Source organism: Streptomyces corallincola (assembly GCF_019104725.1).
Lineage (GTDB): Bacteria > Actinomycetota > Actinomycetes > Streptomycetales > Streptomycetaceae > Streptomyces > Streptomyces corallincola.
On the sequence record NZ_JAHRXF010000018.1, the window covers coordinates 14,112 to 34,809 of the forward strand.

A 20,698-nucleotide genomic window follows, 5' to 3' on the forward strand; every position below is an offset into this window, starting at 1 on the left:
CCGTGACCGCCCGCACCGGGTGCCCGCGCCGGACGGGCCGGTACGGGGTGTGAACGGGCCGGTACGCGGCGGGGTCGGCTCGGCTACGGTCAGGGGCATGAGCCCCGTCGCCACCGGCACCGCCGCCGCCTCCCCCGCCGCCCGCACCGGACGCGCCGCACCCGCGCGGGGCGCCGCAGGGAAGGCGGAGGGCGGGGTCGGGCCGCTGCTGCGGGCCTGGCGGGAGCGGCGGCGGATGCCGCAGCTGGAACTGGCGCTGCGCGCCGACTCCTCGGCCCGGCACATCAGCTTCGTGGAGACCGGGCGGTCCCGGCCGAGCGAGGAGATGGTGCTGCGGCTGGCCGAGCACCTGGAGGTACCGGTCCGCGAGCGCAACGCCCTGCTGCTGGCGGCCGGTTACGCGCCCCGCTTCCCGGAGACCCCGCTGCACGACCCGGCGCTGGAAGCGCTGCGCGACGGCATGGAACGCCTCATCCAGGGCTACGAGCCGTACCCGGCGCTGGTGGTGGACGCCGGGTACACGGTGGTCGCCGCCAACCGGGGCATCGCCCTGCTGCTGGAGGGCGTACCGGAGCGGCTGTCGGCGGACGGGCCGAACGCGATGCGGCTCACCCTGCACCCGGAGGGGCTGGCGCCCCGCATCCGCAACCTGCGTCAGTGGCGCGGGCATCTGCTGGCGCAGATGGAGCGGGACATCGCGCTGCACCGCTCGGACCGGCTGCGCGCGCTGTACGACGAGGTCGTCGCGTACCCAGTGCCCGAGGGCCCGGCGGACGAGGAACCCGCCGGGCCGGTGGCGTACTTCGCGCTGCCGCTGCGGATCGAGCACGCGGGCCGGGTGCTGTCGTTCGTGTCGTCGATCTCCACCTTCAACACCCCGATGGACGTCACGGTGTCCGAGCTGGCCATCGAGACGTTCCTCCCGGCCGACCCGGCGACCGCCAAGTACCTGCACACGCTGGCCGGTTGAGATGCGGACACCGGCGAGGACACGATCCGGCCAGGACGGGTGTGCGAGCGGGCCGGGACATGACAGACTGCGAGGATCTGTAACGGTACGCAGGGGAGGCGTGGCGTGAGTGAGCGTCGGACGGCACCCACCGTGGGTCAGGTGGTGCTCGGCAGGCGGTTGCAGGAGCTGCGGGAGGCGGCGGGTCTCGGCCGTGACGAGGCGGCGCGGGTGCTCCGGGTCACGGCGGCGACCGTGCGGCGGATGGAGACGGCCGAGGTCGCCCTGAAGATCCCGTACGTGCAGGTGCTGCTCACCACCTACGGGGTGCCCGCCGACGAGGCCGCCGTGTTCGTGCGGCTGGCGGAGGAGGCGAACCAGCCGGGCTGGTGGCAGCGGTTCCACGACGCCCTGCCGGACTGGTTCAGCCTGTACGTCAGCCTGGAGGGCTCGGCCCGCGTCATCCGCTCCTACGAGCCGCACTTCGTGCCCGGCCTGCTCCAGACCGAGGCGTACGCGCGGACCGTGATGGAGGCGGGCACGGTCGGGCGGCTCGGTCCCGAGGTGGTGGACCGGCACGTGTCGCTGCGGATGGAGCGGCAGCGGCTGCTGGACGGCGACAACCCGCCCCACCTGTGGGTGATCATCGACGAGACGGTGCTGCGGCGGCCGATCAGCGGGCGGCCCGAGGTGATGCGCGACCAGCTGGACCGGCTGCTGGAGTACGCCGAGCGGGACCGGGTCACCCTGCAGATCGCGGAGTTCGCGGCGGGCCCGCATCCGGGGACGTACGCGCCGTTCACGCTGTTCCGGTTCGCCGAGCCGGAGTTGCCGGACATGGTGTTCACCGAGTACCTGACCGGCGCGCTGTATCTGGACGCCCGGCGCGAGGTGGCCACGCACCTGGAGGTGCTGGACCACATGACGGCGCTGGCCGCGTCCGCGCAGCGCACCCGGAAGCTGCTGCTGGAGTTCCGCGAGCGGCTCTGAGCCCCCGGCGCCCGCGTCCCGGCGGGTGCCGGGGCGCGGGCGCCGGGCGCGCGACGGGGTGTCAGGCCAGCTCGGCCGTGAGCGTGATCGTCGTACCGGCGAGCGCCTGGCTGACCGGGCAGTTCTTCTTGGCGTCCTCGGCGGCGGCCTGGAAGCCCGGCTCGTCGAGGCCGGGGACCTCGGCACGCACGGTCAGGTGGATGCCGGTGATGCCGGTGCCCGGCTGGAAGGTGACGTCGGCCTTGGTCTCCACCCGGGTGGGCGGGGTACCGGCGCCGGCCAGGCCGTGCGAGAGGGCCATCGAGTAGCAGCTGGAGTGCGCGGCGGCGATCAGCTCCTCGGGGCTGGTCTTCCCGTTCGCCTGCTCGGCGCGCGAGGGCCACGACACCGGCTGCTCGCCGATGCCGGAGGAGTCGAACGTGACGACTCCGTTGCCCTTGAGCAGGTCGCCTTCCCAGACGGTGTGCGCGGTGCGCGTGGTGGCCACGGTGGTTCCTTTCGCGTGTGGTCCCGTGTGCGGGTCCCGGTACCCCATCCGATCACATCCGCACCCCCGGCGGTCCCAGGACCGGGCCGCCGCAGGGCGAGTTGGGGCTTGCGGCGGCCGTCAGGCGGCGTGCTCGCGCTCCGGCTCGGGCTCCTCGGGGCCGTCCGGCCCCTCCGGTTCCCCCGCTTCCTCCGGTTCCTCCGGTTCCTCCGGTTGCTCGCGGGCGGCGGGCTCCGCCGTGCGGCTGCCGGGTACGCGGACCCGCGGGCCGTCGCTCTCGCGCAGCCAGCGGCGCAGCAGGTGGTGCACCTGCTCGGCGCCGACCAGTTCCTCCCCGGGCGCGACCGGCGGGGAGAGCGTCAGCGGGGAGAGCAGGAACGGGTGGGACTGGGCGCCGCCGAGGCCGCCGTGCGAGCCGATCTGCTCCTCGAACGCGAGGACTTCGCCGTCCTCGGGCTCGTACGCGGAGTTCACCATGATGTCGGCGGTGTGCGGGAAGCCGTGCGTGCGGCGCACCGCGTCGGCGGCGCCGGGCCCGAACCGCTCCAGCGGTCCGGGGTTCTCGTCCAGGTCCGCGAGGGGGATCTCGGTGCCGTGCGGCCCGAGGACGACCCCGCCGTGCCGTTCGCTGCGCACCAGCAGGAAGCCGATGCCGGGGTGGTCGGCGAGGGTGGTGAGCAGCGCCGGGTGCCGGGCGTCGATCTCCTCCCGGCTCATCCGGTGCGGGACGTCCGGGAAGGAGACCAGACCGAGGTTGCCGGAGGCCAGCACGACGGGTTCGGTGCCGTGCGCGGGGCGTTCGCGCGGGGTGGCGCCGTCGGCGGGGTCGGGGCGGCCCAGGGCGGCGCGTACGGCGTTGCGGGCCTCGGCGCCGCTGCGGGTGCGCTCCGCGCGGCGGGGCACGTGCAGTCCGCAGCCCGCCCGGACGAGGTCGGCGAGGGTGAGGCCGTAGCGGGCGTGGAAGGTCTCGCCGGGGCTCTGTCCGTGGTCGGAGAGGACGACCAGCCGGTAGGGGCGGGGCGCGTGTTCGGCGGCCCGCTCGATCAGCGCGAGGGACCGGTCCAGGCGCTGGAGGACCTTGGCCGCGTCGGCGCCGCACGGCCCGGAGTGGTGGGCGACCTCGTCGTAGGCGACGAGGTCGGCGTAGACGGCGGTGCGTCCGGCGAGCAGGTCGCCCATCACCGCGGCCACCACCACGTCCCGTTCGACGACGGTGGCGAAGGCGCGGACCAGCGGGTAGAGGCCGCCGCGTCCGACGCGGGGGCGCTGCCCGCGGGCGCGGGCGGTCAGCGACTCACCGATCTCGCGGGCGACTTCGGCGCCGAACGACAGAGCGGTGCGCACCGCGTTGGCGGGGTCGGAGAAGTAGGCGAAGTACCCGGCGCGGGAGCGGGTGCCGCGGCCCCGGCGGCGGGCGGCGATGGACAGCACGAGCGCCTGCTCGGCCGCGCCGCCGCCGAAGAGGTTGCCCCGGCTGGCGCCGTCCAGGGCGAGGAGTCCGTCGTCGCCGGTGCGCTCCACGGCCCGGCGCTGCAGTTCGGCGGCGCTGGTGGGCCGGTTGCACACGACGACCTCGCCGCGCTCCTTCTCGTACCAGCGGAACGCGGGGATGTCGTACGTGCTGCCGTGCAGGATGCCGAGCTGGCTGGCGCCGGTCTGGCTGGACCAGTCGGTGCGCCAGGCGGTGAGGGTGTGGGTGGCGGGGCCCTCCGGTGCCGGTGCGGGCGGGGCGGGGTTCCGCGCCGGTACCCGGACGCCGTCGGGCGGCTGGCCCGGCACCCCGAGCGGCAGGCCCCCCGGTGCCGCCCCGAGCCACCGGGCCACGGTCGGCATCCGTCCGGCGCGGACGGCGTCCACCAGCACGTCGTGGCCGACGCCGTCGAGCTGGACGCAGACCAGGCCGGGCGTGGTCGCGCAGGGCGGCCCGGTTCTGCGGCGGCGCAGCGCGAGGCGGGCCAGGCGGCGCCGGTAGGCGTCGTCGTCGCGGACGGCGAGCGCGCCGCCGGTCGCGGAGGCGACGGCGGACATCACGGCGGCCACGACGACGGCGGTCTCGGGCGCGACCTCGGCGCGTCCGGAGGGGTTGACGCGCAGCGCGAGCAGCAGCAGCGACCCGTTGAGGAAGAAGACCAGCACCCCGAGGACCAGCGCGGGCACCAGGAGCAGCAGCCGCACCAGCAGCGGCCAGACCAGCGCCGACAGCAGGGCGAACGCCCCGGCGCCGCAGGCTGCGGTGACCGCTGTCCGGGTGGCGCTGTCGCCCCCGGCCGACTGGAGCCGGAAGTCGGGCAGCAGCCCGGCGAGCACCAGCAGGGTGACCGTGGAGACCGCCCACACGGTGAGACCCCGTCCGACCCGGACGGCGATCCGCCGCCAGCGCACGCCCCGCACGACCGCCCACCTCATGTCCCTGCCCGCTCGGGCGGCGGGCCGTCCCCACCCTGCCACACCCGCCGCGCCCGGCGGAGGTCAGCGGCCGTCGTAACCGGCGGTCGGCATGGACAGCCTGCGGTGCACACACGCCTTCATCCGGGCGTCGTAGACGGGTTCGGGGTGGCCGGCCAGCTCCACCCGGACCCCGCGCCGGGCGCACTCGGCGGTGAAGTCCTCCACCGAGGACAGGGCGCGGCGCAGCACCCGCGGACTGGGCGCGACGAACAGGTCGAGGCCCGGCCGGACCCCGTCCCAGAGCGCGGCGTGGTCGAACCGCAGCCCGTGCACGAGGAGTTCACGGGCGACGACGTACCCGTGCTCGGCGGCCCAGCGGGCGCACATGGCGTGCTGGCCGCGGGAGTCCACGAGGAAGGGGTCGCGTTCCAGTTCCTCCAGCGGGGTCAGGCCCGCGATCGCGGTGACCCGTGGCGTCGCGGGTCCGCCGCCGGTGTCTGGCAGTTGTCCCATCGCGTCCCCTCACCTCCGGGTTCGCCGCCGACCCTACCCCCGCGCGTAGGCTTCGTGGGAGTCGAGCGGAGGAGGCGGGGTCGGTGCCGGTGGAGATCACGTGGTGGGGCCATGCGACCTGCGGGCTGCGGGACTCGGGCACGCGGGTGCTCACCGATCCGCTGTTCGCGCGGAGGCTGGCCCATCTGCGGCGCCGCCGGGGCGGGTTGCCGCCCGCCGGGGACCGGCGGGCGGACCTGGCGCTGGTCTCGCATCTGCACGCCGACCATCTGCACCTGCCGTCGCTGGCCGAGCTCGCGCCGGGCACCCGGCTGCTGGTGCCGCGCGGTGCGCCGCGCGCGGTGCCGGGCCTGCGCCGGTTGCGGGACCTCAGGGTGACCGAGGTGGTGCCGGGCGACACGGTCCGGGTCGGTGAGCTGCGGGTGCGGGTGGTGTCCGCGCTGCACGACGGTCGGCGGCTGCCGGTCGGCCCGCACCGCTCCCCCGCGCTCGGGTACGTCGTGGAGGGCGAGGCGCGCACCTACTTCGCCGGGGACACCGGCCTGTTCGACACGATGGCCGACGAGGTCGGCCCGGTGGACGTGGCGCTGCTCCCGGTCGGCGGCTGGGGGCCGTACCTCGGCGAGGGGCACCTGGACGCGGGCCGGGCGGCGCGGGCGCTGGCGCGGCTGGCCCCGCGCGCGGCGGTGCCGGTGCACTACGGCACGTACTGGCCGATCGGGATGGACGCGGTCCGCCCGCACGAATTCCACACGCCCGGCGACGAGTTCGTGCGGCTGTCGGCCGAGGCGGCGCCCGAGGTGGCCGTGCACCGGCTGGGGCACGGGGAGAGCTTCCGGCTGGAGGTCGCCCGGTGAGACCGACGGCCGCCGTCGTCCTGCTCGCCGCGCTGCCCGTGCCGGTGACCCCGGCCGAGGCGACGCAGCAGGCTCTCGGCTACCCCTCGCTGTTCCTGCTGGTGCTGATCGGGGCGCTGGTGCCGGTGGTGCCGACGGGGGCGCTGGTGAGTTCGGCGGCGGTGGTGGCGTTCCACCAGACCTCGCCGTTCGCCCTGCTGCTGGTGTTCGTCACCGCCTCGCTCGCCGCGTTCCTCGGGGACGCGGCGCTGTACTGGCTGGGGCGGCGCGGCCTGCACTCCAGGAACGGGTCCCGCTGGCTGGCCGCGATCCGGTCCCGGGCGCCGGAGGAACGGCTGGCGCAGGCCCAGGTGAAGCTGGCCGACCACGGGGTGGCGGTGCTGGTGCTGTCCCGGCTGATACCGGCGGGCCGGATACCCGTGATGCTGGCCTGTCTGCTCGCCGAGTGGCCGCTGCGCCGCTTCTGCCGGGGCAACCTGCCCGCGTGCCTGGCCTGGACGCTGACGTACCAGGTGATCGGCATCCTGGGCGGCTCGCTGTTCCAGGAGCCCTGGGAGGGCGTGGTCGCGGCGATCCTGCTCACCCTCGCGGTCGGCGCGGTACCGGCGCTGGTGCGCCGGGTCAGGGCCGCGGTGCGGGGCGGGGAGCGGGACACGGAGCGTACGGGGGAAGCGGGGCGTACGGGGGCCGGTGAGGCGGGACACGCCGGTGGAGCGGCGGGCGGGAAGTAGCCGAGAGGGACGGTGCGTTCACGGCGCGGTGCCGCGGTGCCCGCGCGTGAACGGCTCCGATTCCCCAACTCTCGTGCCTACGGGGCCACTTGGTCTGCCCCGGACCTCCTGCTACTCCAGCACCCGCGACGACCCGACCGGCAGGTCCCACAGGTCTGCCCGGTCGAGCCCCTCCTTCTCCCAGGCCGTGCGGACCCGGGTGAGGGGTTCGAGGACGGGTTCGGCGGAGAGGACGAAGGTGCCCCAGTGCATGGGCGCCATCCGGCGGGCGCCGAGGTCCAGAGTGGCCCGTACGGCTTCCTCGGGGTCGCAGTGGACGTCGCGGAGCCACCAGCGCGGGTTGTAGGCGCCGATGGGCATCAGGGCCACGTCGATGCCGGGGTAGCGGCGGCCGATGCGGGAGAACCAGTGGCCGTACCCGGTGTCCCCGGCGAAGTACAGGCGCCGTCCGTCGGTGTCGGTGAGCACCCAGCCGCCCCACAGACTGCGGCAGGTGTCGGTGAGGGTGCGCTTGGACCAGTGGTGCGCGGGCACGAAGTCGAAGCGCACACCGGACAGTTGGGCACCCTCCCACCAGTCCAGCTCGGTGACGTGGGTGAACCGGCGCCGCCGGAACCAGCGTCCGAGCCCGGCGGGCACGAACACCGGGGTTTCGCGCGGGAGTCGGCGCAGGGTGGGCGCGTCCAGGTGGTCGTAGTGGTTGTGGCTGATGACCACCGCGTCCACCGGCGGCAGGCTGTCCCAGGGCACGCCGACCGGAGTGACCCGGGCCGGGGTGCCGAGGATGCGCCGGGACCACACCGGGTCGGTGAGGACGGTGAGGCCGCCGATCCGGACGACCCAACTGGCGTGCCCCGCCCAGGTGATGGAGAGGGCATCGGTACCGGTGCGGGGCAGCGGCCGGGGCTCGTACGGCAGCAGCGGCACGTCCGCGAGGCCCTCGGGACCGGGGCGTACGGCACCCTCGCGGGCGAAGCGGGCCATCGACTTCAGGTCGGGCAGCGGCGCGGTCAGCCGGTCGTGGAAGGCACGCGGCCACACCCGGTGCTCGCCCAGCGGGCGGGGTTCGGCGAGCGGGGGGTGGGGCGCGGGCGGCGGCGGGGCGGGGGCGTCCGGGGCCTCCGCGTGGGGGGCGGAGACGGGGGTGTCCGGGGCCGCCGTGTCGAGGGGCACGGAGTCGAGAGGCACGGAGTCGAGAGGCACGGAGTCGAGAGGCACGGAGTCGAGGGGCGCGCCGGTTTCGCCGCCGACCGGGCTCGGGGCCGTGGTGGCGGGCTCGGGCTCGTGCGTCTGCTGCGTCATCGGGGAGGCTCCCTATCGCCGGGCTTCGTCGCGAAGGTCGTCGAGCGCGGACGTCAGGGACGCCAACGCACCGCGTACATGGGGTAGTTCCAGCGGATTCGATGAGGTGAGGCTCAGCACCCGCTCCCGGTCGCCGGTGCCGGTCAGGGGCGCGGTGGTGAGCCGTACCCGCAGCGCGCCGAGGTCGTCCCCGAAGCGGTGGCCGCCCGCGACGGGGACGCCGAGCAGCCCGGTGAGCAGGTCCTCCAGCTCCTGGGCGTCGCCCGCGCCGCGCCGGGCGAGGGGGGCGCGCAGCGGTTCGAGGTCGGCGTACAGGTGCCGTCCGGCGCGCGGGAGCAGGGCGAGCGCCCCGGCGTCCACGACCGCGCGGTGCAGGGCTCCGGCGAGCCGCGCGTGCAGGCGTACGGCGGACTCGCGGCGGTGGACGACGGGCCGGGGCTCGTCGAGGGCGTACGCGGCGGCGGCCGTGACGGGCGCGGCGATCCGGGCTCCGAGCGCGGTGAGCACATCGAGGACGCGGGCGTGCAGGGCCGCGCCCTCGGGTCCCTCGGGGAACCGGGCGACGGCGGCGGGCCAGCCGGGCGGCAGCGCGGCACCGGCGAGGTCGGTGACGACGGTGACCCGGCCGGGCAGCATCCCGGCCGGGCCGACCGGGGCCGTGTCGTGCGGGCGGTGCACGGTGTCCCGCCAGGTCTCGTCGCTGATCAGGTGCAGTCCCTCGGCGGCGGCCACCTCGGCGGTCTCGTGCAGCAGCTCGGGCGGGGCGACGGTGGCGGTGGGGTCGTCGGCGGGCGACAGCACCAGCAGCCGGGGCCGCCCGCCCTCGGCGCGCACCCGCCGTACCGTCTCCAGCAGGGCGTACGGGTCGGGTACGCCGCCGCTCTCGGGCGGGGTCGGTACGTGGAAGGCGGGGCGGCCCAGCAGCCGGGCGCACGGCGTCCACCAGGCGGGCGAGGGGCGCGGGAGCAGGATGTCGCCGTCGTCCCCGGCGAGCGCGGCGGTGACGGCGAGCAGCAGCGGGGCGGCGCCGGGCGCGGCGGCCACCCGGCCGGGGTGCGTGGGCAGCCCGCGCCGGGTCCAGTGGCCGCAGGCGGCCTCCAGCAGTACCGGGGTGCCGCCGACCGGCGTGGGGTCGGCGCGGTGGGCCGCCGCCGCGAGCACGGCGGCGAGTTCGGGCAGCACGGGCAGTCCGTCGCCGGGCAGCGGCGGGCCGTAGCGGACGGGGCCGTGCCCCTCCTCGCCCGTCCGCCGCATCTCCGCCTCCGCGCAGTCCGTGGTGCCGTCCCGTGGTCCCGCCCTCACCCGCCCCGGCGTCCGGATGCCCGGCCCCTGTGACGCGCGGGCCGGGTGTCCGCCGCTGATGCCCCCGGGAAGGTGTGTACCCGGCCCGCGCCGTTGCATGGCCGGTGAGTGCGGCGGGCGGGGGGCGGGGTTCCGTACCGCACGGTGGGTCCCGTCCGCCGGGCGGTCAGCGGGCGGCGGGCCTCCGGCGGCCGAGCAGCCGGTGGGCGGCGCCCGCGCAGGCGGCGACGATCAGGGCGCCGCCCGCGGCCAGCGCGGGCACGGACGGCGTGTGCGCCCCGCCCTGACCGGCCTGTACGCCGCCCTGCACGGTGCCGGGACCACAGTCGTCGCCGCCGTCCCAGCTGTCGCCGCCGCTGTCCCGGTCCTGGCGGCAGTCCTGCCCGGTGTGTCCCGTACCGGACTCCTGGCCCGTGCCGGAGGGCTGCCACTGGCCGCCGCCGGGGGTCTGGGGTGCCGCCGGTTCGGGGCGGCGGGTCGGGGTGGGGGCGGGGACCCGGCCCGTACCGGAGGGTTCGGCCACCGGGCCGGGTTCGCGCGCCGCGCCCGGCTCGTCGGCGAGCGGCGGGCCCACGTCGCAGGACCCGGCGTCGCCGTTCCCCGGCGGAGGCACCGGTACGGGGACGTCCCCGGCGTCGGCGGCCGGGGCGGCGGGGTCGTCGCAGACGCGGGCGGGCGCGGCCGCGGTCTCCGCCGCGGGCGTCCACGCGGACGCGGTACTGACCGGCCCCGCCACGACGAGCGCCGTCCCGGCCAGGACGGCGGCGGACAGGGCGCGGGCGGCGGGGCGCTGGGGCCGGGCGGTGCGGCGCATGGGGCGGGCTCCTCGGCGAGACGGCGTTGGGGCGGTGCGCGAGGCGGGGCTCAGGTCCTCGGGACCGGCGGGGCTCCGCCGTGCCCGGACGCCGTACGCGCCGCGTGCCGTGCGGAGCGGGGACGCTTCCGTCGCGTCCCCGGTGCCATGAGAGCCCGCCGGGCGGCGGGGCGCGCGCGGCCGTGCCCCATTCGCGGGACGCGAACGGCCGGGCGGGTGACTCATGGCACGGCGCTCGGAGGTTTTCCGGCGGCCCGGCCGGGTCACCCGCCGGGCCGCTGACGACGAGAGAGGTGAGGTTTCATGCGTATCGCGTTCCTGGTGGCCCCCGAGGGCGTCGAGCAGGTGGAGCTGACCGAGCCGTGGCAGGCGGCGGTGAACGCGGGCCACGAACCGGTGCTGGTCTCGACGGACGCCGGTGAGATCCAGGCGTTCGACCACCTGGACAAGGCGGACACCTTCACCGTGGACGAGGTCGTCGGCGAGACGTCGGCCGCGTCGTTCGGCGCGCTGGTGCTGCCGGGCGGGGTGGCCAACCCGGACTTCCTCCGCACCGACGAGAAGGCCGTGGCGTTCGCGCGGGAGTTCTTCGACCGGGGTCTGCCGGTCGCGGCGATCTGTCACGCGGCCTGGACGCTGGTGGAGGCGGACGTGCTGCGCGGGCGGACGCTGACCTCCTGGCCGAGCGTGCGCACCGACATCGTCAACGCGGGCGGCACCTGGGTGGACGCGGAGGTCGAGGTCTGCGAGGGCGGGCCGAACACCCTGGTCACCAGCCGCAGGCCGGACGATCTGAAGGCGTTCTGCGCCACGTTCGTCCGGGTGTTCTCCGAGGCGGGCGCCTGAGCCGCCGACGCCCGGACCCGCGGCGCGGCGCGCGTGCGGGCCGGACCGCCCCTGGGGTCGGTCCGGCCCGCACGGGTGCGCTCAGGTGGCCATACGGTCCACCGGGCCCGGTGCCGTCTCCCCGCAGACCCGTTCGCGGGCGCCCTCGCGGGTGCGGCCGGCGCTGACCAGGCGGCGCGGGTTGCGCCGCAGGTACTCGCCCTCCAGCTGGGCCATGCGTTCGTTGTGGACGCGCAGCGCGTCGTTGGAGCCGTACAGGAGGGTGTCGTGGCGCGTGCGGTGGATGGTCGCCAGCTCTTTCATGAGCTGCTGGTCGTCCAGGCGACTGGGGCTGACTCCGGTCATGGTGGCACCCCGCTCCTCGTGGCTCCGCGTGTCCGGGCTCCTGGGACCACTGTACGAACAACCGGCGGACGCGGCCTGTCCACCCGGACCGCGCCCGCCGTACCGCGTGCCCGGGGCCCGACCTGCGGGCCCTACCGGGCGCGCTCGACCCGGCGCTCGTCCCAGACGGGTTCGGTGGTCTCGCGGACGCGGCCGTCGCTGCCGAAGACCAGGAAGCGGTCGAAGGAGCGGGCGAACCAGCGGTCGTGGGTGACGGAGAGGACCGTGCCGTCGAACGCCTCAAGTCCCTCCTGGAGCGCTTCGGCGGACTCCAGGTCGAGGTTGTCGGTGGGCTCGTCGAGGAGCAGCGCGGTGACGCCCTGGAGTTCCAGCAGCAGGATCTGGAAGCGGGCCTGCTGGCCGCCGGAGAGCCGGTCGAAGGACTGCTCGGCCTGGCCGGTCAGCTCGTAGCGGCGCAGCCGGGACATCGCGGCGCCCCGGTCCTGCGCGTGTTCCTTCCACAGGATGTCCAGCAGCGTACGGCCGTTGAGCTCGGGGTGCGCGTGGGTCTGCGCGAAGTGTCCGGCGACGACGCGCGCGCCGAGCTTGAACTCGCCGGTGTGCGCGACCTGTTCGCCCGCGAGGAGACGCAGGAAGTGCGATTTCCCCGACCCGTTGGAGCCGAGCACGGCGACCCGTTCGCCGTAGAACACCTCCAGGTCGAACGGGCGCATCAGACCGGTGAGTTCGAGGTGCGCGCAGGTGACGGCGCGGATGCCGGTACGGCCGCCCTTGAGGCGCATGGTGATGTCCTGCTCGCGCGGCGGCTCGGGCGGCGGCCCCACCTCCTCGAACTTGCGCAGCCTGGTCTGCGCGGCGGCGTACCGGGAGGCCATCTCGTGGCTGACGGCGGCGGCCTGCCGAAGGTTGATCACCAGCTTCTTCAGCTGGGCGTGCTTCTCGTCCCAGCGGCGCCGCAACTCCTCGAAGCGGGCGAAGCGTTCACGCCGGGCCTCGTGGTACGTGGCGAATCCGGCGCCGTGCACCCAGGCGTCGGCGCCGGCCGGGCCGGGCTCCACGGAGACGATCTTCTCGGCGGCGCGGGCGAGGAGTTCACGGTCGTGGGAGACGAACAGGACGGTCTTACGGGTCTCCTTGAGCTGCTGCTCCAGCCACCGCTTGCCGGGTACGTCGAGATAGTTGTCGGGCTCGTCGAGGAGCAGGACCTCGTCGGTGCCGCGCAGCAGCGCCTCCAGCACGAGACGCTTCTGCTCGCCGCCGGAGAGGGTGCCGACCTCGCGCCACTGGGCGGTGTCGTACGGCATGCCGAGCGCGGCCGTGGTGCACATGTCCCACAGGGTCTCGGCCTCGTAGCCGCGCACCTCGGCCCAGTCGGACAGGGCCTGCGCGTAGGCGATCTGGGCGGCCTCGTCGTCCACGGTGAGGATGGCGTGCTCGGCGCGGTCCACGGCCGCCGCCGCTTCCCTGATCCGGGGCTGGGCGACGGAGACGAGCAGGTCGCGCACGGTGGACTCGTCGCGCACGGAGCCGACGAACTGGCGCATCACACCGAGTCCGCCGCTGACGGTGACCGTGCCGCCGTGCGGTTTCAGCTCGCCGGAGATCAGCCGGAGCAACGTGGTCTTGCCCGCGCCGTTGGGGCCGACCAGCGCGACGGCCGCGCCCTCACCGACCCGGAAGGAGACGTCGCCGAGCAGCGTCCTCCCGTCGGGGAGGTGGTATTCCAGGTGCGCGGCTTCGAGATGTCCCATGTCCGGCATTCTGTGCGGCGCACGGAGGCGGGGGCAAACCGTTATGCGGGAGCCGCTCCCGGGGCCCGTACGGCGGCTCCTCAGCGCTCCGGGTCCACCGGCTCGCCCGCCGGGCCGCCCTCACCGGCCGGGACGACGGTGGCTCCGGCCCAGGTGTGGACCGTGAAGCCGGTGTCCGGGTCGCCGTCCAGGACGACGACGCCGGTGTTCTCCAGCGGCCGGGCGGCGGCGAAGGGCACACCGACGTTGGTGGCGCGGGCGGCGGTCCAGACGCGGATCGCGGCGCCGTGGCTGACCATGACGACGCTCTTGGCACCGCTGTCGGCCGCCTCGCGGATCACCGCGTCGTACCGGCCGAGGAAGTCGGCGCCGCTCTCCGCGCCGGGCAGCCGGGCGTCGAGGTCGCCGTCCGCCCAGGCGAACCCCGTCCGCAGATAGCGGGCGCCGTCGGGTCCGGCGCCGGGCCGCATCTCCAGGTCGCCCGCGTCGATCTCCCGGATGCCGTCGCGGACGGTGACGGCGAGACCGCGCGCGGCGGCGAGCGGGGCGGCGGTGAGGTGGGTGCGGGTCAGGGTGGAGACGTAGAGGGCGTCGATCGTCTCGTCCGCGAGGACGGCGGGCAGCGCCGCGGCCTGTTCGGTGCCGAGCGGGGTGAGACCCGGCCCCGGAACGGCGGTGTCGAGCAGCGCCTCCAGGTTGGAGGGGGTCTGGCCGTGGCGGACGAGGATCAGGCGCATCCGGGGTCTCCTGGCGTCGGCCGGGGCCGCCGCTCGGCGTACACGGCGCACAAGAACCGGCTGGTTCAGGGTAACCGGACCCGCATGAGAGCAGATGTGGACCTGACCGCCGTCCCGAAGTCCGGCCGGACCGCCCTGCGCGGGCTGCTGGACGCGGACGCCCGGCTGTTCGAGGCCGCCGCCGCCTGGCACTGGCCGGGCGCCGAGGGGGTGCTGCCGAGGCTGAGCCGGAGCGCCAACCACGGGGTGCTGTGGTTCGCGGTGGCGGCCGGGATCGCGGCGAGCCGCAGCCCGCGCGCCCGCCGGGCCGCGACGCGCGGGATCGCCTCGCTGAGCCTGGCCTCGCTGACCATCAACACGCTCGGCAAGCGCTCGGTGCGCCGCGCCCGGCCGGTCCTGGACCCGGTGCCGACCGCGCGGCAGCTGAAGCGGCAGCCGATCACCACGTCGTTCCCGTCCGGGCACGCGGCCTCCGCCGCCGCGTTCGCGGCGGGCGTGGCACTGGAGTCGCCCGGCTGGGGCGCGGTGGTGGCGCCGGTGGCGTTCTCGGTGGCCGCGTCCCGTGTCTACACCGGGGTGCACTTCCCGAGCGACGTACTGGCGGGCGCGGCGCTCGGTGTGGGCGCGGCATACGCGGTACGCGGGCTGGTGCCGACGCGGAGCCAGGTGGCGCCGCCGCCCCGGCCGCGCACCGAGGCGCCCGCGCTGGCCGACGGGGCGGGCCTGGTCATGGTCGCCAACAAGGCGTCGGGCACCTCGGACCGGGTGCGGGTGCTGCGGGAGGCGCTGCCGGGCGCGGAGATCCTGGAGTGCGACCCCGAGGACGTGGGCGCGGAGCTGGAGAAGGCGGCGGCGCGTGCGCGGGTGCTCGGGGTGTGCGGCGGTGACGGCACGGTGAACAGCGCGGCGGCGGTCGCGCTGCGCCGGGGCCTGCCGCTGGCGGTGCTGCCCGGCGGCACGCTGAACCACTTCGCGTACGACCTGGGCATCGAGGACGAGCGGAAGCTCGCGGACGCGGTGCGGGCGGGCGAGGCGGTCCGGGTGGACCTGGGCCGGTTCCGGGCCGGGGACCGCGAGGGCATCTTCCTGAACACGCTGAGCCTCGGGGTGTACCCGGATCTGGTGCGTGAGCGGGAGCACTGGTCGCCCCGGATCGGCAGCTGGCCGGCCGGGGTGCTCGGCGCGTACAAGGTGCTGCGGGCCCGGCGCCATCCGCTGCGGGTCGAACTGGGCGGCCAGGAGCGGCCGTTGTGGATGCTGTTCGTCGGCAACGGCGTCTACCACCGGATGGGGCTGGCCCCCGGACGGCGCGCGGACCTCGCGGACGGACTGCTGGACGTACGGGTGGTGCACGGCGGACGGCGGCCCGCGCTGCGGCTGCTGGGCGCGGCGGCGGCCGGTCCGCTGACCCGCTCGCCCGCGCACGCGGCGGAGCAGGTGAACCGGCTCCGCCTGACCGGCCTGGCCCCGGGCACCCCCCTCGCCTACGACGGCGAGGTCACCGAGATCGGCGGGGACGTGCTGATCGAGAAGCTCCCCGAGGCGCTGACGGTGTACCGCCCGCTGTCCTGACGTCCCTCCCGCGCCGCCCCGCCGCACGTCGTCCGCATGGTGACACACGGGTCTCATCATGCGGCACGGGCGCGTAGCGTACGGAGCGCGGGGCGAGGACGACGTGAAGGGGCAGAGCCATGCCAAAGGCGCGGGAGACGGCCGTCTACACGCACGGGCACCACGAGTCGGTGCTGCGGTCGCACACCTGGCGGACCGCCGCCAACTCGGCCGCCCACCTGCTCGGGGTGCTCCGCCCGCACATGCGCGTCCTCGACGTGGGCTGCGGTCCGGGCACCATCACCGCCGACCTCGCGGAACGCGTCCCGGACGGGCACGTCACCGCCGTGGACCACGCGCCCGGCATCCTGGACCGGGCCCGTGCGACGGTGGCGGCACGCGGGCTGACCAACGTGGACTTCGCGGTCGCGGACGTGCACGCGCTGGACTTCCCCGACGACACGTTCTGCGTCGTCCACGCCCATCAGCTCCTCCAGCACGTCGGTGACCCGGTGCGCGCGCTCTCCGAGATGCTCCGGGTGACCAGGCCCGGTGGATACGTGGCGGTGCGCGACGCCGACTACGCGGCGATGACCTGGTATCCGGCGGTGCCCGGTCTGGACGACTGGCGGGACCTGTACGAACGGGTCGCGCGGGCCAACGGCGGCGAACCGGACGCGGGCCGCCGCCTGAGGTCCTGGGCGCTGGCGGCGGGCGCGCGGGACATCACCGCCACCTCCAGCACCTGGACCTACGCCACCGACGAGGAACGCGCCTGGTGGAGCGGGCTGTGGGCGGACCGCACCCTGGCCTCCGCCTACGCCGACCGGGCCGTGGCGGGCGGCCACGCCACGCCCGAGCGGCTGCGCGCGGTGTCGGAGGCGTGGCGGGAGTGGGGTGCGCGGGAGGACGGGTGGTTCGCGGTGCTGCACGGCGAGATCCTGTGCCGCAAGCCCGCGTGAGGCACCCGCGCGGGAGGCGGCCGGTCACTCCCGGGGCAGCAGCGGACCCAGCGGGCCAAGGTCCAGGTTGAGGTCCTCGGGGCGCAGGCCGTAGCGGTCGCGCAGCTCGGCCATGCGGTCCTCCAGCAGCATCAGGGTGAGCCCGACGCGCTCCTCCTGGTCCTCGGTCAGCTCCCCGGTGTCGAAGCGGCGCACCGCCTGCCGTTCCATGAGCTGGCGGAGCAGCTCGACCACGGTGAGGACGAGTGCGACGAGGTCCCGCTCGACGGTGTCCGGCTCCAGATCGAGTGCGCGGGTACGGCCGGGGCGCCGGGAGCCCGTCCGCGCGGACGCCGGGTCGCCGCCCGGCACACCGAGCGCGGAGAACAGTTCGGAGTCGGCCCGGCGCGCGGCGGTCCCGTCCGCCCCGCGGCCGCCGCTCATCGCCCCTCCTCCCCCGGCGGGAGCCCGCGCACACGGGGCGGTTCGAAGGGGGAGGACACGTTCTCGTTGACGGAGCTGATCAGCGCCTTCAGGTCGATGCGTACGAGGTCCACGTCCGCGATGCGCAGAGTGATGTCGCCGGTGATGACGACCCCGCCCGCGAGCAGCCGGTCCAGCAGGTCCACGAGCGCGATCTCTCGGCGCTCCACGACGGTCACCGCTCCTCCCCCGCGCTCCCGGCGGGCGCCTCGCCCGCGAACGAGTACGCGGCCCACGGCCCGGTCAGTTCCACGCGCAGGCCCGGCGTCTCGTCCTTGCTCCGGTCCACGAGTTCCACGAACGCCTCGGATTGCGAACGGCCCACCAGATAGGCCGCGTTGAGCACGTTGCGGCCCGACTCCCCGGAGAGCCGCGCGTTCTGCGGCGGATGCAGCCGGGCGTCCTCCGCGAAGTGGGCGAGCCGGTCGTGCAGGACGGTGGCGAACGTCTCGGCGGTGTGCCACCGCTCCTCGCCCCGGTGGGCGCTCTCGCGCCGCCCGCGCAGATAGTCCCGGCCGCTGGCGGGCCTCGCGGCGACCGGCGCCGCCGCCTCGGCGGGTTCGCGGTCGAGATAGACCTTGACACCCCACTCGACCCGGCCGTCCAGCCGGTCGAGAAGACGCCGGAAGTCGTCCTCGCGGGCCTCGATCATGGCCCGCACTCCGCTGTCGTCACGGAAGACGGTGGCGAGGCGGAGCGGTACGGGGGTGGTGACGCAGGTCAGCGCGTCGATCACACCCTGGTGGGCGCGGGCGGTGGCCGCGAGCCAGTCCAGGTCCTCCAGGTTGCCCCGCAGCGCGCCCTCGGCGAAGTCGTGCTCCGGGACGGTGCTGACCACCGCGACCAGACCGTGGTGGTGCAGCAGCGCGGCCGGGGCACCCCCGACACCGGCCAACTCGGCCTGAAGGGGCGCCCCGAGGGGCCGGCTGACGGCGTACACGTAGCGCAGACCGCTCACGGGACCTCCTTGCGCGAGCGCGACCGGCCGGGCTCCAGCCCCTGAAGCTCCTCAAGGCGGGCCAGCCGCTCCCGCAACTCGGTGTTCTCCCGGACGAGTTGGTCCCGGCGGGCACCGGAGGAGAGCGCCGGGTCGGTCTCCCACCAGTCGATGCCCATCTCCTTGGCCTTGTCCACCGAGGCGACGATCAACCGGAGCTTGATGGTGAGCAGTTCGATGTCGAGGAGGTTGATCCGGATGTCACCGGCGATCACGATGCCCTTGTCGAGCACGCGCTCCAGGATGTCGGCGAGGTTGGCACCCGAGCCCTGCCCGTAGGGCTCGGGGAACCGGGGGGCCGTGGTCATCGACGACTCCCGCCACCGGCGGGCTCGGGCTCCTCGTCGTACTCCTCCTCGTACTCCGCGGCGTCCTCGTCGTCGTCCTCCGGCTCGCCCTCCTCGTAGCCGTCCTCACCGGAGTCGCCGTAGTCCTCCTCGTCCTCGTACTCGTCCTCGTCGCCTTCCTCCTCCTCGGCGTCCCCGTCGTCGTAGGCGTCCTCGTACTCCTCGTCGTCGGCGTCCTCCGATTCCTCGTCCTCGTACTCCTCGGTGTCCTCCGAGCCCTCCTCCGACTCCTCCTGCTCGGCCTCTTCGTCCGCGACCGCGTCCTCGTGGCTGCGCACGACCTCGCCGTCCTCGATCTCGCCGCGCCAGCTGTCCTTGGCCTCGCCGCGGAGGCTGATGAAGCGGACGTAGTTCTTCAGGTCCAGCCGGAGGCGGCGGCCCTGGGCGCGCCAGATGTTGCCGGTCTTCTCGAACAGGCCGCTCGGGTAGTACTCGACGACGAGGAGGACCCGTGTGAGGTTGTCGCCCAGCGAGTGGAAGGTGACGACGCCCTTGGTGCTGCCCTTGGCGCCCTCGGACGTCCACTGGATGCGCTGGTCGGGGACCTGCGTGGTGGTGGTCGCCTTCCAACTGCGGCTGGACCAGAACACCTTGGCCTGCCAGTCGGAGTGGGTGTCGTCGGCCCGATTGGCACTCTTGACGCCCTTGGCGAAGGTGCTGAAGTCCTGGTACTGCGTCCACTGGTCGTAGGCGGTGCGCAGGGGCACCCCCACGTCCACCGACTCGACGATGACGGTGGGCTTGTTGCCGCCGCTCTTGCCCTTGCCGCCCTTGCCGAGTCCGCCGAAGGCGCTCTTCACCTTGTCCTTGACGCGGCCGGCGCCCAGTTCGAGCGCGGACCGCACCGGGCCCTTGCCCTCGGCGAGCTTGCGGCCACCGTCGAGAGCCAGTTTGGCCGTGCCGCCGCCTTCCTCCGCCATGCCGGTCAGCTTCTGCGTGGCCTGGCCGAGTTTGCCCCCCAGCCCTCCCAGCATCCGCTGTGCCTGTGCCGCGAGATAGTCCTGCCCCTCCGCCTTCAGGCGGTCGGCGGCCTCGCTGTGCACGAGCGTGGACAGCGGGTTGCCCGTGACCTTGCCGTTCTCCTGCGCGGAACTGTCCGTCATCGGTCGTCATCACCCTTCGACCGCCGGGAGCGGCCCGCCCGTGAGCCACCGGCTCCGGCCGCCTTCTTCGCGGCGGTCTTCTTGGCCGGGGCGGCCTTCTTCCGGGCGGGCGCGGTCTTCTTCGCGGGGGCGGACTTCTTCGCCGTCGCGGTCTTCTTCGCGGGCGCGGACTTCTTGGCCGTCCTGGCCGGTGTGTTCTTGGCGGGCGCGGACTTCTTCGCGGCTGCCTTCTTGGCGGGGGCGGACTTCTTCGCGGGCGCGCTCTTCCTGGCGGGGGCGGCGCTCTTCTTCGCGGGGGTCCTGTCGGCGGGTGCCTTCTTCGCCGGAGCCCTCCGGGTGGTCTTCCGCCGGGGAGGCCGCGCGTCCGGCTCCTCCTCCGGTTCCGGCTCCTCGTCCTCCTCGGGTTCCTCTTCCTCCTCCTCGCCCTCCTCGTCGTCCTCGTCCTCGGGCTCCTCCTCGTCCTCGAACTCCTCGTCCCTGTCCTCGAACTCCCCGTCCTCGGGCTCCTCTTCCTCCTCGCCCGCTTCCTCCTCCTCGTCCTCGAACTCCTCGTCCTCCTCCGGCTCTTCCTCGTCCTCCTGCGCCTCGTCGTCGAACTCCTCGCCCTCGACGCCGTATTCGTCCTCGTCCTCGTCGTCGGGCGGCCCGTCCTTCCCGGCGCCCGCGCCGCCGGTGGCCGGCACCCCGGCCAACTGGTCGCGGACCTTGACGGTACGAGAGTGCAGCCGGTCGGCGAGCGCGTTGATCTGGCGCTCCGCCAGCCCACCGGAGGCGGCCTTGCCGACACCCGTCAGATCGCTGCGCAACTGGTCCCCGATCTCCTTGAACTGGGGGTTGTCACGCAACTGCTGCTGGAGAAGGTCTCCGATGGCCTTCGGGGTGATGTTCAGTTTCTTGCCCGCCACCGCCGAGCCGACCGCGAGGGCCACCTTCAGCTTCTTTGTGCGTCCGAGCAGATATCCGGCCCCGATGGCGAGGCCCAGTGCGGTGCGATTCATGGTGATGCCGTCCCGTCGCCGGTCGTGTGGGTCGAACGCATGGCGGTCTCCAGCCGGTCGAGCAGTTCGTCCTCCGCACGGTCGAACTCCTCCTCGGTGATCTCGCCCGCCTCCAACCGTCTCTCCAGTGCCCCGAGTTCGGCCCGCACGGTGGCGGGGTCGTAATAGACGCGCTCCGCCTCGTGGAGCACCTGACCGAGCACCCAGGCACCGCCGCGCACCGGCGCGAACGGCAGCAGCAGCACCTCGCCGATCAGTCCCATGTC

The 20,698-nt window shown here is 74.9% G+C and carries 23 protein-coding genes; 7 read left to right on the plus strand and 16 right to left on the minus strand.

Annotated features, from left to right (window positions below; genetic code table 11):
• The first annotated feature begins 97 nt into the window (after positions 1 to 97).
• Entirely contained in the window at positions 98 to 970 is an 873-nt protein-coding gene (locus KUM39_RS14095) for a helix-turn-helix domain-containing protein (RefSeq protein WP_217785944.1), read from the plus strand.
• Between the two features lie 105 nt (positions 971 to 1,075).
• On the plus strand, positions 1,076 to 1,939 hold the full coding sequence (locus KUM39_RS14100; protein ID WP_217785945.1) for a Sco1979 family transcriptional regulator: 864 nt from the start codon (positions 1,076 to 1,078) through the stop codon (positions 1,937 to 1,939).
• 61 nt (positions 1,940 to 2,000) lie between these two features.
• On the opposite strand, the gene KUM39_RS14105 is transcribed toward KUM39_RS14100, so the two are convergent.
• The 3 genes from KUM39_RS14105 to KUM39_RS14115 all read right to left on the minus strand — a co-directional run bounded on the left by KUM39_RS14105 (position 2,001) and on the right by KUM39_RS14115 (position 5,327).
• Positions 2,001 to 2,426, minus strand: a complete 426-nt coding sequence (locus tag KUM39_RS14105) for an OsmC family protein (RefSeq protein ID WP_217785946.1) — start codon at positions 2,424 to 2,426, stop codon at positions 2,001 to 2,003.
• 120 nt (positions 2,427 to 2,546) lie between these two features.
• On the minus strand, positions 2,547 to 4,817 hold the full coding sequence (locus KUM39_RS14110) for a phage holin family protein (RefSeq protein ID WP_372455756.1): 2,271 nt from the start codon (positions 4,815 to 4,817) through the stop codon (positions 2,547 to 2,549).
• 78 nt (positions 4,818 to 4,895) lie between these two features.
• A complete protein-coding gene (locus KUM39_RS14115) occupies positions 4,896 to 5,327 on the minus strand; it encodes a hypothetical protein (protein ID WP_217785948.1) in 432 nt (143 codons plus the stop codon).
• 83 nt (positions 5,328 to 5,410) lie between these two features.
• Here KUM39_RS14115 and KUM39_RS14120 point away from each other — a divergent pair, with 83 nt between their 5' ends.
• Both KUM39_RS14120 and KUM39_RS14125 read left to right on the plus strand, forming a co-directional pair.
• Positions 5,411 to 6,184, plus strand: a complete 774-nt coding sequence (locus KUM39_RS14120; RefSeq protein ID WP_217785949.1) for an MBL fold metallo-hydrolase — start codon at positions 5,411 to 5,413, stop codon at positions 6,182 to 6,184.
• Positions 6,181 to 6,915 carry a DedA family protein gene (locus KUM39_RS14125; protein WP_308288127.1) on the plus strand — a complete coding sequence of 245 codons (735 nt, stop codon included), beginning with the start codon at positions 6,181 to 6,183 and terminating at the stop codon, positions 6,913 to 6,915. The genes KUM39_RS14120 and KUM39_RS14125 overlap by 4 nt, the downstream gene beginning before the upstream one ends.
• Positions 6,916 to 7,026: 111 nt before the next feature.
• Here the strand turns inward: KUM39_RS14125 and KUM39_RS14130 are convergent, their stop codons facing one another.
• From KUM39_RS14130 to KUM39_RS28575, 3 genes are all read right to left on the minus strand, one after another.
• Entirely contained in the window at positions 7,027 to 8,217 is a 1,191-nt protein-coding gene (locus KUM39_RS14130) for an MBL fold metallo-hydrolase (protein WP_246620114.1), read from the minus strand.
• Between the two features lie 12 nt (positions 8,218 to 8,229).
• Positions 8,230 to 9,471, minus strand: a complete 1,242-nt coding sequence (locus KUM39_RS14135) for an aminotransferase class I/II-fold pyridoxal phosphate-dependent enzyme (RefSeq protein ID WP_217785950.1) — start codon at positions 9,469 to 9,471, stop codon at positions 8,230 to 8,232.
• Between the two features lie 214 nt (positions 9,472 to 9,685).
• The gene (locus KUM39_RS28575; RefSeq protein WP_217785951.1) at positions 9,686 to 10,333 is read right to left on the minus strand and encodes a hypothetical protein; all 648 of its coding nucleotides are present in this window, start codon (positions 10,331 to 10,333) and stop codon (positions 9,686 to 9,688) included.
• A gap of 303 nt (positions 10,334 to 10,636) precedes the next feature.
• On the opposite strand from KUM39_RS28575, the gene KUM39_RS14145 reads away from it, so the two are divergent.
• Positions 10,637 to 11,179: a type 1 glutamine amidotransferase domain-containing protein gene (locus tag KUM39_RS14145; RefSeq protein WP_217785952.1), complete on the plus strand. Its 543-nt coding sequence runs from the start codon at positions 10,637 to 10,639 to the stop codon at positions 11,177 to 11,179.
• An 81-nt stretch (positions 11,180 to 11,260) separates the two neighbouring features.
• Here KUM39_RS14145 and KUM39_RS14150 read toward each other — a convergent pair whose 3' ends face one another.
• From KUM39_RS14150 to KUM39_RS14160, 3 genes are all read right to left on the minus strand, one after another.
• Complete coding sequence (locus KUM39_RS14150; RefSeq protein ID WP_217785953.1) at positions 11,261 to 11,524, minus strand: DUF6158 family protein; 264 nt, start codon at positions 11,522 to 11,524, stop codon at positions 11,261 to 11,263.
• A 131-nt stretch (positions 11,525 to 11,655) separates the two neighbouring features.
• Positions 11,656 to 13,275, minus strand: a complete 1,620-nt coding sequence (locus KUM39_RS14155) for an ABC-F family ATP-binding cassette domain-containing protein (protein WP_217785954.1) — start codon at positions 13,273 to 13,275, stop codon at positions 11,656 to 11,658.
• An 80-nt stretch (positions 13,276 to 13,355) separates the two neighbouring features.
• Positions 13,356 to 14,012, minus strand: a complete 657-nt coding sequence (locus KUM39_RS14160; RefSeq protein ID WP_217785955.1) for a histidine phosphatase family protein — start codon at positions 14,010 to 14,012, stop codon at positions 13,356 to 13,358.
• A gap of 84 nt (positions 14,013 to 14,096) precedes the next feature.
• Here KUM39_RS14160 and KUM39_RS14165 point away from each other — a divergent pair, with 84 nt between their 5' ends.
• Both KUM39_RS14165 and KUM39_RS14170 read left to right on the plus strand, forming a co-directional pair.
• Positions 14,097 to 15,584 carry a bifunctional phosphatase PAP2/diacylglycerol kinase family protein gene (locus KUM39_RS14165; RefSeq protein ID WP_217785956.1) on the plus strand — a complete coding sequence of 496 codons (1,488 nt, stop codon included), beginning with the start codon at positions 14,097 to 14,099 and terminating at the stop codon, positions 15,582 to 15,584.
• 119 nt (positions 15,585 to 15,703) lie between these two features.
• Positions 15,704 to 16,525, plus strand: coding sequence for a class I SAM-dependent methyltransferase (locus tag KUM39_RS14170; protein WP_217785957.1), 822 nt, complete (start codon positions 15,704 to 15,706; stop codon positions 16,523 to 16,525).
• A gap of 24 nt (positions 16,526 to 16,549) precedes the next feature.
• Here the strand turns inward: KUM39_RS14170 and KUM39_RS28690 are convergent, their stop codons facing one another.
• From KUM39_RS28690 to KUM39_RS14205, 7 genes are all read right to left on the minus strand, one after another.
• Positions 16,550 to 16,807, minus strand: a complete 258-nt coding sequence (locus KUM39_RS28690) for a gas vesicle protein K (protein ID WP_217786017.1) — start codon at positions 16,805 to 16,807, stop codon at positions 16,550 to 16,552.
• Between the two features lie 137 nt (positions 16,808 to 16,944).
• Entirely contained in the window at positions 16,945 to 17,166 is a 222-nt protein-coding gene (locus KUM39_RS14180; RefSeq protein WP_217785958.1) for a gas vesicle protein, read from the minus strand.
• Complete coding sequence (locus tag KUM39_RS14185) at positions 17,163 to 17,945, minus strand: GvpL/GvpF family gas vesicle protein (RefSeq protein WP_217785959.1); 783 nt, start codon at positions 17,943 to 17,945, stop codon at positions 17,163 to 17,165. Before KUM39_RS14185 ends, KUM39_RS14180 begins: the two co-directional genes overlap by 4 nt.
• The gene (locus tag KUM39_RS14190; protein ID WP_217785960.1) at positions 17,942 to 18,292 is read right to left on the minus strand and encodes a gas vesicle protein; all 351 of its coding nucleotides are present in this window, start codon (positions 18,290 to 18,292) and stop codon (positions 17,942 to 17,944) included. Before KUM39_RS14190 ends, KUM39_RS14185 begins: the two co-directional genes overlap by 4 nt.
• Positions 18,289 to 19,434, minus strand: coding sequence for an SRPBCC family protein (locus tag KUM39_RS14195; RefSeq protein WP_217785961.1), 1,146 nt, complete (start codon positions 19,432 to 19,434; stop codon positions 18,289 to 18,291). The genes KUM39_RS14190 and KUM39_RS14195 overlap by 4 nt, the downstream gene beginning before the upstream one ends.
• Positions 19,431 to 20,432, minus strand: a complete 1,002-nt coding sequence (locus KUM39_RS14200) for a DNA primase (RefSeq protein WP_217785962.1) — start codon at positions 20,430 to 20,432, stop codon at positions 19,431 to 19,433. The genes KUM39_RS14195 and KUM39_RS14200 overlap by 4 nt, the downstream gene beginning before the upstream one ends.
• Positions 20,429 to 20,695 carry a gas vesicle protein GvpG gene (locus KUM39_RS14205; protein WP_217785963.1) on the minus strand — a complete coding sequence of 89 codons (267 nt, stop codon included), beginning with the start codon at positions 20,693 to 20,695 and terminating at the stop codon, positions 20,429 to 20,431. The genes KUM39_RS14200 and KUM39_RS14205 overlap by 4 nt, the downstream gene beginning before the upstream one ends.
• Positions 20,696 to 20,698: the final 3 nt, after the last annotated feature.